This window comes from Candidatus Binatia bacterium (genome assembly GCA_036382395.1).
Classification (GTDB): domain Bacteria; phylum Desulfobacterota; class Binatia; order HRBIN30; family HRBIN30; genus JAGDMS01.
In genome coordinates, this window is sequence record DASVHW010000120.1 from 15,986 (window position 1) to 27,785 (window position 11,800).

The following is an 11,800-nucleotide window of genomic DNA, read 5'->3' on the forward strand; positions in this document are numbered from 1 at the left end:
TGCGCTGCCTTTATCAGATGCCGAGGCGCGTGTGCCACTGAGCCAGCACGGCTGTAAAGTAGGGGCGCAGCATGCTGCGCCTCTACGGCTCGGCTTCCGGTGTCGGCGCAGCTTCCTGAACTTGCCCGGAATCCGCCTCGCCGCCGTCTTGCTCGGCCGCCTTGTCTGACTCCGGCTCGGCTGCGGCCTCAGGTGGAGCAGGAGTCGGGTCGGCGGCTTCAATGCCGGCCTGCCCCACGGTCTCCTGTTCGCCAGTCTCCTCCCGCGGTAGCGGTTCGATGGCACGGAGTTGCTGCTGCAGCCGTCCGAGTCCCAAGACGGGTTCGGCGATGCCCTCACGGATCGGACTGTCAACGTCCTTGGTCACCGCGCCAGCCGAGGAGTCGGTGACGGTGCCGCCTCCGGAGACCGGTTGTCGTGAGGTGACGGGGCCGGCGCTGATATCTGATACCGGTCCGCTCAGGACGTCAGCAGTTACCGACCCGCGTACGGAGTTTCCACTCAGCCGCCCGGCGTTGCCTTCGTGGACGCTGCCGCCACTGTCATGAACGGGTCCGCTTCCGGTGCCGACGTTGGTGCTCCCTTCGGATACCGGCCTGCTGTCCTGTCGTACCGGTCCGCCGCCCACCTGCGCAACGGCAACAGCGCTCGATAACGCAAGCGTCGCTGCCAGCTCGAGGAGAATCGAAAACCGGGAACCTACCATCACTTCAAATACTGCAGCATCGAGAGCCGCGGCGCAACGCCATCGGCTCGTGGTCGCCGCGGAGGGGTGTGCGTCATGAATGTGGGGAATCTCGAAACTCGCGGTCGCGAGAAGGGTTCTACCAGTAGCTCCTACTGCAGGTTTCAGGCGATCCCGATAGCGTGGGTACTCGGCGTTCTGCATACGCCGAAGGCGTTGTGCACCATAGCCCAGGGTTGCCGCCGTAGCGGCTACCCTGGGTAGACAAGGTTCCGACAGCTATACCCTGACAGGGTTACGTCGCGCCGGCCTGTTCGCCGATTCTCGCACGTCAGGTTGCGGCGACCAGAGCGCAACCCCTTTGGGGTAGAAGATTTTGGCGATTCTCTCCCAGGGTAGGCGCGCAGCGCGCCAACCCTGGGCTGTGGTGCACAACGCCTTCGGCGTAACAACCACAACGAACACTGCGGCACCGAGCTACTTCGGGGGATATCCAGGCGCGTTCTGCGCACCCACAGATTTGACGCACACCCGCCGCGGAGCAGCCGCAGGGGACTACAACCCGACGATGAAGGAGACGCTGGTGGTGCCGCTGCCGCCGATGTTCAACGTGGCGATCTTCTTCGCCCCTTCGATCTGATACTCGCCGGCTTCGCTGGTGACCTGCTTGAAGGCATCCAGAACCTGGCGTACGCCGGTGGCACCAACAGGGTGGCCGCAGCCGATCAGGCCGCCGCTCGGATTGATGGGCATCTTACCGCCCATTTCAATCGTGCCGTCCTCGACCGCCTTCCAGGATTCGCCTGGCGCGGTGATACCGAAGTGGTCAATCGCCATGTACTCGGAGGTGGTGAAGCAGTCGTGCGTTTCGATGCCCTGTACGCTCCAGACATCGGCAAGGCCGGCACGGCGCAACGCATCGAGCACCGTTTGCCGCGTGTGCGGCAGCACGTAGGGGTTGTCACGGCTCTCCGCGACCTTGGCGTCGAACTCGATGGGAGCGGTGTGATGTCCCCAACCGAGGATCCTGGGAATGTCCTCCAGTTTGACGCCGCGGGGTTTAGCGTAGGCAGCGGCGGCCTTCTCCGATGCCAGAATCAACGAGGCTGCACCGTCCGTGACCTGCGAGCAATCGGAGACCTTGATGCGCCCGCCGATCAGGGTGTTGAACTTGTCGACCGAACGCGCGTGGTCTTCCGTCATGTACCAGTTGCGTGTCTGCGCCAGCGGATTGCGCTTGGCGTTGGAGTAATTCACGGCGGCAATGTGTGCCAGGTGCTCATCCTTGAGACCGAAACGCTTGTCGTACTCGTCGCCGAGGCGGCCAAACAGTTTCGGGAAAGGAAAATCGACGCCCTTGGCTTCGCGCTCGTACCAGGCCGCCGTGCCGAGGTAGTCACCGCCGGTCTTCGGATCGACGGTTTTCATCTGCTCGACGCCGACCACGAGGGCGCAGTCGTAGCGGCCGGCTTCGATCTCGGCGGCCGCCGCCAGGATGGCGATGCTGCCCGAGGCGCACGCGGCTTCATGTCGTGAGGTGGGCAGACCGGAGAAGGCCGGATCGGTGTCGACCAGAAAGGCGCCGAGATGGCCTTGCATGCAGTACAGCTCGGCCGCGAAGTTGCCGAGGTGGGCAACGTCGATGCTCTTGGGATCGACCCCGGTGGCTTGCAGACCGCCGGCGACGACCTCGCGGAGCATGGCCACGATGTGCTTGTTTTCCTTGTTCCAGTTGCGCGCGAAGTCGGTTTGATACCCACCCAGAACGTATACAGGAGCAGCCATGTTCAGCCTCCTTGCTTCACCCTGCGAAAAAACGACCGATGTTGACGTGCGGCTCGCGGAACATGGGCTCGTCAGGATGTCGCGCCGCCTGCTGGAGTACCCGCGGGACCGGCAAGTGCTGCGCTTCCAGCAATCGGATCGTGGTACGAACTCCCATTACGTCCACCAGGGCCGTTGGCGGCGCCCAGTTGAAGCCGAAGCCCATGATGCGATCGACGTCACGGGCGCTGCCGACGACCTCGTTCTCGCCCACGCGGTTCAGGCCGTAGCTGACGTAGCCGAGGATCACGCGCCGCGCCAATTCCGCCTCGGAAGAAGAGGTCTCAGCAAAAACTCGGAAGGCATCACGATAGCGCCCAATGCGGTTGAGGCGCTTCATCTCCTCGACGAAGGCGATGGGCCACACGGGAGCGTCGCGCAAGTCCTTGTAGGCTCCGGTTTGCGGATCAAGCACCAGGTTGACGGTTTGTTTGCCCTCCTTGATGCGCCGGTAGAAACCGCCGCGCTCGGGAGTCTTGTTGCCAAGGTGCCCGTGAGCCAGCAGCCGCTCCATGTATGCGGGCATGGCGAAGGTTGCGTGCGCCTCATCATTGGTGTTGGCGCAGACATTGTCGACGATCGCCTTGTGCACGTCCCAACCCACCAGATCGACGGTGGCCAGTGGCGGCATGGCGCGTCCGGTGTACGGGCCGATGAGGTAATCGGCGAAGGCCACGCCAAACTCTTCCGCCAGAATGGCCACTTCGTTGAGCACCTTGAATCCGACGCGGTTGCCGGCGAAGGCGGGCTTGTCGGCGGTGACAATGGCAATCCGTCCGAAGCGCTTCTCGAGCAAGCGGACGATCTCGGGTACCAGGCTCGGATCGGTGCCGGCATGCGGGATGACCTCGGTGCCGACGATCACGTTGGGAGGATTGAACAAATGGATACCGAGGAAGTTGCGCCGAAAGCTCTCGCTACGCCCATGCGCCATCTCGGCAATCGACAAGCCGGACGACACCGTGGCGACGAGCGAATCCGGGCGGCGGCAGCGGTCGACTCTGGTGAAGAAGTTCTTCTTGAGTTCGATGTCCTCGGCGAGGGATTCAAAGATCAAGTCGGCCTTGGCGACCGCTTCTTCCAGATCTTCGCCGTAGGTGCCGACCGAGATGCGGTCGGCGAGGCGCTGCGATTTCGCCAGGCCCTGAGCGGTGACCAAACCCTCATGCGCCTTCTCGGCCGAGCGGGCGAGAAACACCACGTTGCAGCCGCCTGCAGCAAAGATTTCACCACTGCCAGCGCCCATGGTGCCGTTGGCACCCAGAACCACGACGTCGTTGATCTCAATCATGTGTCCTCTGAGTTCGGGCCAATATATAAAATGACCACAGCAAGCGCCAGTCACCCCTTAGGCATCTCGTACGCCCCCGGGGGCTGGTTGCCTGACGCCCTGGCGAACAGATATCCTTGCCCTATGGTTCAAAGGGAAGAAACCTGGCTGATGCGGACCTATGCGGGGCACACGAACCCGCAAGCCGCCAACGCGCTGTTCCGAACCAATCTGGCGAAGGGCCAAACCGGCCTCAGCGTCGCGTTCGATCTGCCGACGCAGACGGGTTACGACTCCGATGACCCGATGGCCGCGGGTGAAGTCGGGAAGGTTGGCGTACCGATCTGCCACATCGCCGACATGGAGGCGTTGTTCGCCGACATCCCCGTGGCGAAGATGAACACCTCGATGACCATCAACGCCACTGCGGCCTGGCTGCTGGCGTTGTATGCGGCCGTGGCCGAGCGCCAGGGCGCCAACCCGCGTGAGTTACGCGGGACGACGCAGAACGATATCCTCAAAGAGTTCCTCGCACGCGGCACGTACATTTTCCCGCCGGAGCCGTCGCTGCGGCTGACGGCGGACACTATTGAATATACCGTCGAGCACATCCCGAAATGGAACCCGGTCAACATCTGCAGTTACCACCTGCAAGAAGCCGGCGCGACGCCGGTGCAGGAGCTGGCGTTTACGCTGGCGAACGCGTTTGCGGTCCTGGATCGTGTCCAGGCGCGTCCCGGCGTGGCCATGCCCAATGTGGTCGGACAAATCTCCTTTTTCGTCAACGCCGGCATCCGCTTCATCGAAGAGATGTGCAAGCTGAAGGCGTTCGTGCGCCTGTGGGATCGCTACACGCGCGAGCGCTATGGCATCGAGGATCCGATCAAGCGGCGGTTCCGCTACGGGGTGCAGGTGAACTCGCTCGGGCTGACGGCGCAGCAGCCGGAGAACAACGTCCAGCGGATTGTGCTGGAGATGCTGGCGGTGGTGTTGTCGAAGGAGGCGCGTGCCCGCTCGGTACAGCTCCCGGCTTGGAACGAAGCCTTGGGGTTGCCGCGGCCATGGGATCAGCAGTGGTCGCTGCGCATTCAGCAGGTGATGGCGTACGAGACTGACCTCCTGGAGTACGGGGGCGACATTTTCGAAGGTTCGGCCGTCATCGAGGCCAAGGTCAAGGAACTGATGGAGGGGGCCGAAGCCGAGCTGCAGCGCATCCAGCAGATCGCCGGCGCGGCCGGAAGCGACGCTTCCGCAGCCATCGAGGTGATGAAGCGGGCATTGGTGGCCAGCCATGCCGAACGGCAGCGCCGCATCGAGAGCGGTGATCTCAGCGTCGTCGGTGTGAACAAGTTCACCGAGCACGAGCCGTCGCCGCTCGTGACCGGAGAGGCGGAGAGCATTCTGGTGGTCGATCCGGAGGCGGAGCGGCGACAGGTGGAGCGGTTACGCGCCTTCCGCGCCAGCCGCAACAACGCGGAAGTCCGCGCGGCGCTCGGGGCGCTGGCGGACGCAGCCAAGACGCGAACCAACATCATGCCGGCGTCAATTCGCGCGGCGCATGCCGGCATCACCACCGGTGAGTGGGCGGCGACGTTGCGCCAGGTCTTTGGCGAATACCGGGCGCCAACCGGTCTGCAAGGCATGACATTCGCCGGCGATGGCGGAACGCTGGTGGCATTGCGAGCCCGTGTGGCGGCGGTGTCCAAGGAGATCGGCCATCCCATTCGCCTGCTGGTCGCAAAGCCTGGTCTGGATGGCCATTCGAACGGGGCAGAGCAGGTGGCGGTACGCGCCAAGGAAGCCGGGTTGGAGGTGATCTACGAGGGCATTCGGCTCACCCCGGAGCAGATCGTCGCCTCCGCGGCCGACGAAGACGTGGATGCCGTCGGGCTCTCGATCCATTCGGGATCCCACATGACCCTGGTGCCGCGCATTACCGAGTTGCTGCGCCAACGGGGCCTGGGCGATGTGCCCGTGTGTGTGGGCGGGATCATCCCGGAGAGCGACCACGACCGGCTCCGGCGCTGCGGTGTGGCGCGCATCTACACACCGGGGCAGGCGACGCTGACGCAGATCATCGGCGATATCGTCGAGGTGGTTGCCGAAGAGCGGAGACACACCGCTACGGCGGGGTGACAGACTGCTTTCGAGGCAGTGCAGCTAGAATGTCTGCTAGTGCATGACCGAAATATCTTTTTCTCGCCCAGCATACCCGCCTGAACGCGTGCTGATCCTCGGCGCGGCCGGGCGGGATTTCCACGTCTTCAACGTCTACTTTCGCGACCGTCCCGGCTACGAGGTGGCAGGCTTCACCGCAACCCAGATCCCCGGAATCGTTGGGCGCCGCTACCCACCTTCTCTCGCGGGGCCGCGCTACCCAGACGGCATCCCGATCTATCCGGAGGAGGATCTCGAAGTCCTGGTCCGCAAGCAGCACGTCGATCAGGTCATCTTCGCGTACAGTGACCTGTCGCATCTGAACGTCATGCACTTGGCCTCGCGCGCCTTGGCGGCGGGCGCGGATTTTCGTCTGCTGGGGCCGGAGCACACATTTGTGGACGCGCGCTGCCCGGTCATCTCGATCTGTGCTGTCCGTACCGGCTGCGGCAAGGGTGAGGTGGCGGAGCGGCTGGTTGCCCACCTGCGCGGCCGAGGACGTCGTGCCGTCGTGATTCGTCACCCGATGCCATACGGCGATCTGGAGCAGCAGGTCATGCAGCGCTTTGCCACGACCGAGGACTGCGACCGATACGCCTGTACGATCGAGGAGCGCGAGGAGTACGAGCATCATCTGGCGCACGGGGCGGTGGTCTACGCCGGTGTGGATTACGAGCGGATCGTGCGTGCCGCGGAGGCCGAAGCGGACGTCATCATTTGGGACGGTGGCAATAACGACCTGCCATTCATCCGCCCGGGTCTCGAAATCGTGGTCGTCGATCCGCACCGCGCCGGACACGAGCTGGCCTACCATCCCGGCGAGGCCAACTTCCGGCGCGCCCACGTTCTGGTGATCAACAAGGTCGACTCCGCACTCGTGGAAGGGATCCGCCGTGTGCTAGATAACGCCGCCGCGATCAATCCAGGCGCGACGGTGGTGCAGGCGCGCTCGGACATCCAACTCGATCATCCCGAGATGGTGCGTGGACGGCGCGTCCTGGTGGTGGAGGACGGACCCACACTGACGCATGGTGAGATGAGCTACGGCGCCGGCGTCATCGCGGCGCAGTCTTACGGTGCAGCCGAGCTGATCGATCCGCGCCCGTACGCGGTCGGCTCGCTGCGGGAATGCTTCGAACGCTATCCCTGGATCGGAAAGGCGTTACCGGCCGCGGGCTATTCCGCCGCCCAAGTGGCCGAGCTGCAGGAGACCATCGCCCGGACACCCTGTGATGTCGTGCTGATCGCAACGCCGGTGAACCTGGGGCGCCTCATCAACATCCGCCAGCCATGCGTCCGAGCGACCTACAGGCTCGTCGAAGTGACACACCCGGACCTGGCTGAGCTTGCCGACGCTTTCCTGGAGCACAGCCGGTGACGGCGCCGATTGTCGTTGCGCTCGGCGGCAACGCCTTGCTGCGTCAAGCCGACGCAGGCACGGTCTTCGATCAATCGCGGCGCTCCAGCGACGCCGCGAGACCCATTGCACAACTGATTGCTCGCGGTCTGCCCGTGGTCATCACGCACGGCAATGGGCCGGTGGTGGGGAACATCTTTCTGCGGCATGAGCACAGCGCACGGACGATCCCGCCGATGCCGCTCGACGTCTGCGGTGCCGAATCCCAGGGCAACATCGGATATCTCCTGAGCGTGGCCTTGGACAACGCGCTGGTGCAGGCCGGTGTCTCGGCCACGACAACCACCGTCCTCACCCGTGTGCTGGTGGCGTCTGAAGATCCGGCGTTTGGCCAGCCGACAAAGCCAATCGGTGGTTTCCTGACCGAAGAGGAGGCGCGCCGGTCCCCATATCCCGTCGCTCGCGACGCCGACCGCGGCTACCGCCGGGTCGTCGCTTCGCCGCAGCCGCAGCACATCGTTGAGATCGCTGCGATCCGGGCGCTGCTTGCGGATGGTGTCATCCCGATCGCGGTCGGTGGCGGCGGTGTGCCGGTTGTCCGCCGGCCCGACGGTAGCCTTCTTGGCATCGAAGCGGTGATCGACAAGGACCTCGCCAGCAGCTTGCTGGCGCGCGAGCTGAAGGCCGATGCGCTCCTCATCCTCACCGACATCGATTGCGTGTATCTCGACTTCCTGACATCCAGACGGCGGCCGGTTGCGCGAATGACGACGGCAGAAGCGCAACGGCATTTCTCCGCTGGTGAATTCCTTCCCGGCAGCATGGGTCCGAAGATCGAAGCGGCGATCGAGTTCCTGCACGCCGGCGGCAACCGTGTCGTGATTTGTTTACCGGAACAACTCGATGCGGCACTGCGTGGCGAAGCGGGGACGACGATCACCAACGCCGTTGATCTTTGCGAGCCGCGTTCCACATGATACTCTCCGCGCCAACGTTGCCGGTGAAGGTGCCTGGGGGTTGGGATGGAGTTAGAGGCCGAAGTTCTCAAGCGGCTGCTGCTGAGCCGCCGTCAACTGTTGGGTTACGCCGCGGCTGGCGCGGCCGTTACCGTGGCGCGCCCGCTCATGCGCTCCGCAACGGCAGGTGCAGCGGCAGCTCCTTCCGTGTCACCGGGCGGGTTCCTTACCAGCAGTGAGTTGGCGATAGTGGATGCCGCCACGGCGAGTATCATCCCGACGGATTCCAGTCCGGGTGCCCGCGAGTGCGGCGTGGTCAATTACATCCAGAGCATGCTCAGCTTCATGCCGGGCAGTGATGCCAACTGTGATCACCAGGTGAATGCGGCTGACATTGTGGCAACGGTGACGCGTTCGGGTGGCCAGCCGGGGTCGTGTCGAGACGGCGGCGACGTGGACGGCAACGGCGCGGTCGATCAGAGCGATGTCGTTGCGGCAGAGGCCGCAGTGTTCGATGCGCGGCCGGTGTTTGCGGGCGGGCCGTTCAGCGGCCGCCAACCGCAGCCGCACTCTCCCACGGCAGGCATGTCGTGCGGTACGTGCCACGGCATTCCATTTGAAAACTCAGGACCGGCGACACTGGCCTTCGCCGCCGGCTCCACCGTCGACAATTATCCCCCGAAGTTCTTTACCGAGTTTTTGCCGCTGTCCCGTCTGCATGCCTTGAGCTGGAAAATTCGTATTCTGGGTGCTTCGGCGGTGCCGGCGGTTGCCGGCAACCCGCTGGCGACCAGCTCGATCGATGTCGATCTGCGCAACAAGTATCGTACCGGTCTGGCGCAGCTCGATACGCTCAGCCAGACCACGTACGGTTCCAACTTCGTTCAACTCACGGCCGTGCAAAAAGCCAACGTCCTGAATAAGGCCGATCAAAGCTTCGTCACATTGCTCACCTACCACACCGTCGAGGGCATGTTCTCCGCCCCGGAATACGGCGGCAACCGCGACCAGCTGGGTTGGCAGCTCATCGGTGTCGACGGCGATAGCCAACCCTTGGGCTACACGATCTACGACGAATCGATTGGCGGCTACCGTGAACGGCCGGACAAGCCGAACTCGGGTCCGAACCCCGATGAAACTTGTCAGGGTTTCAGCGCTAACGTCCGCAGCTTTCTGACCACGCTGGTCACCCTGGGCCCGGTGAACGATCCCACGATGAAGCCCGCCAAGGTCTTCCTTTCCCCGTATTGCTTCGAAGTGTAGTCATGAGCCTCCCGTCGACTGTACCGGGTGTCCTCGGCAACGATAGCCTCAGCAGCTTCGACGTGCTGATCATCGGCAGCGGAGCGGGTGGCTCCGCTGCGGCGTATAAGTTGACCGCGGAAAAGACGAGCTGGAACGTGTTGATCCTGGAAGCTGGCGTGAATCCTTTTCCCGGGCTGGATCGGGTGGACGGACACACGGTGGCCGGGGTCGGTGGAATTCCCTGGCCGCTGTTCAGCAACGACGAGCTGAAGATGTCGATCCGGGGCTTTGTGCGCCAGGACCCGCTTCTCGAGCCGCGCACGTTCCGGCAGACGGAGAGTGAGACGGCAAAGGCGGATCCTGACGTGAATGTGTTGACCCGCAACGTCGGCGGAGCGGCGGTCATCTCGGGCGTGGGATATCCGCGCTTCACCGAGGTGGACTTCCGGCTGGACTCGGCGCTGGCGGCCGCGGGCCGCAGTTACTCCAACACCAGTTTCGCCGACTGGCCGCTGGCATACGGCGATCTGGTACCGTTTTACGAGGAGGCGGAGCGCCTGTCCGGCGTTGCGGGCACGGCAGAGGGCCCCGATGCCGATCCGTTCTCTTCGCGCGGCGCGGCGCCATTTCCGATGCCGCCGCAACCGCCGATGTACGTGGGTCGTGTACTTGCCAATGGGGCGAAGAAACTCGGGCGGGGTTACTCCCCGTTCAACCTGCCCTCCGCGGTGAACACCCAACCGTACGATGGCCGCTCGCCGTGCGTGAGTTGCGGCTATTGTTCAGGCTACGGCTGTGCGCGCCATGCCAAAGGCTCACCGGCGGTCACCACCTTACGCAAGGCGTTGCTCACGGGACGATGCCAGCTCCGCTACAACGCGCACGTGACGCGGTTGCTCCTTGAAGGCACCCGGGTCACCGGTGTCGAGTACGTCGATGACAACGGGCAGACGCAAACGGCGAGGGCGGACCGGGTCATCTTGGCTGCCAGTCCGATCGAGAGCGTACGGCTCTGCCTGCTCTCGGATCCGAGCGGTCCCGGTGTCGGCAATTCGACGGGGCACCTCGGGCGTCACATGACTTTCCATTATCAGACGATCGGTGTCGGCATCTTCAAGCAACGTTTGCATGGAGACCGAGGCCGGTCCGTGACCCATGCGATCAGCGACTTTCGCGGCATCATGCCGGGCGGTGTTGATTTGGCGGCAGACCGGCCGCTCGGCGGCATCGTCGAGTTCGGGACCTCGTCCGAACCGATCACGGCGGCCCGGCAGAGCTTGCGTCCGGAGGCGCTGGCGTTCGCCTCACTCCGGCAGGTGTCCCTGAAGCAACTGCTGGTCGAGAGCCCGTTCAACGCGCATATCGCGGTGATGATCATGCAAGGTGAGGACGCACCGCAGCCGACGAACCGGATTGATCTGGATCCGAGCGTCACGGATATCTACGGACAGCCGGTGCCGCGGCTGACGTACAAGAATCACAAGGATTTCGAGCTGGCCGCGTCGTCGTTCTACAAGCAGAAGATGCTCGACATTTTCGGGGCAGCGGGAGCGCAGTTCGGCTTCTTCAGCCCGTTCGACCCGGCCGTTCCGCCACAGTCACGCCATGTCCTGGGCGGATTGCGCATGGGCACGGACCCGGCCCAGTCGGTGTGCGACCCCTACGGAAAGTTTCACGATATCGACAATCTCTACTGCGCTGACGGCGGTGTGTTCGTGACCGGCTCCGGATACAATCCAACCCTGACGATCATTGCGGTGGCGTTGCGGACGGCCGCGTCGATGACCTAGGGCTGCGCCCCGCATCTTTTCGGCGGGACCGCTCCCCCCTTCGACTCCGCTCAGGACACGCGTTGGGTCGCTGCGAACGGCTGCGGACGACAGTCCACTCAAATGGAACAGTTTCGGAACACCAAGCGTCGCTACGCGGCAAGTTTCTCCTGGCATCTGCGTGGTGTGGAACGCTATCCTGAGGCTGTGGAAATGCGTCGGTGGTGCTGCATATGCGTGAGCGGCCTGGCCTTCTTGAGCGCCAGCGTGGCAGCCTTGCCGTTGCTCAACCAGCAGGCGCTGCAGGGCTCAGGCCAGCCTGTCGTTTCGGCTCCGGAAAATCCAGCGAACCCATTCCGAGCGGACGACGGCGGCCCCGTCGCGCCACTGCGCCAGCTGATCGAGTGCCAGCGGCAGGCGAGAAATGTGGAAGCCAGACGGCGCTGGCAGATAGTGGCGGACTTCTACCGCCGGCGCTCCTACGCCTTGGCATGGAGCTACGACGGTAGGTTGTTGCCCGACGCCGCCGAACTGCTC

9 protein-coding genes are annotated in these 11,800 nt (G+C 64.0%); 6 read left to right on the forward strand and 3 right to left on the reverse strand.

Annotated elements, in window-relative coordinates; all coding sequences use genetic code 11:
- Window positions 1-82: 82 nt before the first annotated feature.
- The 3 genes from VF515_05775 to VF515_05785 all read right to left on the reverse strand — a co-directional run bounded on the left by VF515_05775 (window position 83) and on the right by VF515_05785 (window position 3,800).
- Window positions 83-709 (reverse strand): hypothetical protein, encoded by a 627-nt coding sequence (locus tag VF515_05775; GenBank protein HEX7407145.1) that lies wholly within the window; start codon window positions 707-709, stop codon window positions 83-85.
- 531 nt (window positions 710-1,240) lie between these two features.
- Window positions 1,241-2,470, reverse strand: a complete 1,230-nt coding sequence (locus VF515_05780; GenBank protein ID HEX7407146.1) for an acetyl-CoA acetyltransferase — start codon at window positions 2,468-2,470, stop codon at window positions 1,241-1,243.
- A 16-nt stretch (window positions 2,471-2,486) separates the two neighbouring features.
- Window positions 2,487-3,800 (reverse strand): 3-hydroxyacyl-CoA dehydrogenase family protein, encoded by a 1,314-nt coding sequence (locus VF515_05785; GenBank protein HEX7407147.1) that lies wholly within the window; start codon window positions 3,798-3,800, stop codon window positions 2,487-2,489.
- A 123-nt stretch (window positions 3,801-3,923) separates the two neighbouring features.
- On the opposite strand from VF515_05785, the gene VF515_05790 reads away from it, so the two are divergent.
- From VF515_05790 to VF515_05815, 6 genes are all read left to right on the forward strand, one after another.
- The gene (locus VF515_05790) at window positions 3,924-5,915 is read left to right on the forward strand and encodes a protein meaA (GenBank protein ID HEX7407148.1); all 1,992 of its coding nucleotides are present in this window, start codon (window positions 3,924-3,926) and stop codon (window positions 5,913-5,915) included.
- 43 nt (window positions 5,916-5,958) lie between these two features.
- On the forward strand, window positions 5,959-7,314 hold the full coding sequence (locus VF515_05795; GenBank protein ID HEX7407149.1) for a cyclic 2,3-diphosphoglycerate synthase: 1,356 nt from the start codon (window positions 5,959-5,961) through the stop codon (window positions 7,312-7,314).
- On the forward strand, window positions 7,311-8,270 hold the full coding sequence (locus VF515_05800; GenBank protein HEX7407150.1) for a carbamate kinase: 960 nt from the start codon (window positions 7,311-7,313) through the stop codon (window positions 8,268-8,270). The genes VF515_05795 and VF515_05800 overlap by 4 nt, the downstream gene beginning before the upstream one ends.
- A 45-nt stretch (window positions 8,271-8,315) precedes the next feature.
- Window positions 8,316-9,512, forward strand: a complete 1,197-nt coding sequence (locus tag VF515_05805) for a gluconate 2-dehydrogenase subunit 3 family protein (GenBank protein ID HEX7407151.1) — start codon at window positions 8,316-8,318, stop codon at window positions 9,510-9,512.
- A 2-nt stretch (window positions 9,513-9,514) separates the two neighbouring features.
- Window positions 9,515-11,284 carry a GMC family oxidoreductase gene (locus VF515_05810; protein ID HEX7407152.1) on the forward strand — a complete coding sequence of 590 codons (1,770 nt, stop codon included), beginning with the start codon at window positions 9,515-9,517 and terminating at the stop codon, window positions 11,282-11,284.
- A gap of 102 nt (window positions 11,285-11,386) precedes the next feature.
- Window positions 11,387-11,800 (forward strand): hypothetical protein (locus VF515_05815; GenBank protein HEX7407153.1); only part of this gene is annotated, 414 nt, incomplete at its 3' end.